Annotated in this window: 1 protein-coding gene; it reads right to left on the bottom strand. The window is 42.9% G+C overall.

Annotated features, from left to right (window positions below; genetic code table 11):
* Positions 1-187, bottom strand: a 187-nt coding sequence (locus ACFIK0_RS09800) for a hypothetical protein (RefSeq protein ID WP_375663976.1), incomplete at its 3' end; no start/stop codon positions are given.
* Between the last annotated feature and the right edge of the window lie 109 nt (positions 188-296).

Here is a 296-nt window from a genome sequence, read left to right as displayed (position 1 = left end):
CATGGTTATTCCACTGATGAACATTCTTAATCTGTTGAGTAGGCAACTGAATTTGTTCAGCCACGGGGCAGGTTTGCTCAATGACCGCATTTCCAGCAACATCCTTCACCATTACGTGAACGGTACCACTTTGTTCGCCACTCAATTGCGCACTTAAATCCAATTGGCCATCTTGGTAGTCATTCATCAGTGTGGCTTTAATAGTCAGATCTTCAACGTGAGTAATTGGTGCTGCCTTCAATTCAACATTCCGAAAAATCCCGGAAAAACGGAACATATCCTGATCTTCAATCCAA

This window comes from Bartonella sp. CL63NXGY (genome assembly GCF_042194905.1).
Taxonomy (GTDB): Bacteria; Pseudomonadota; Alphaproteobacteria; order Rhizobiales; family Rhizobiaceae; genus Bartonella.
Note: the sequence above shows the minus strand (reverse complement) of the source record. Positions and strands in the feature narration are given on the sequence as shown.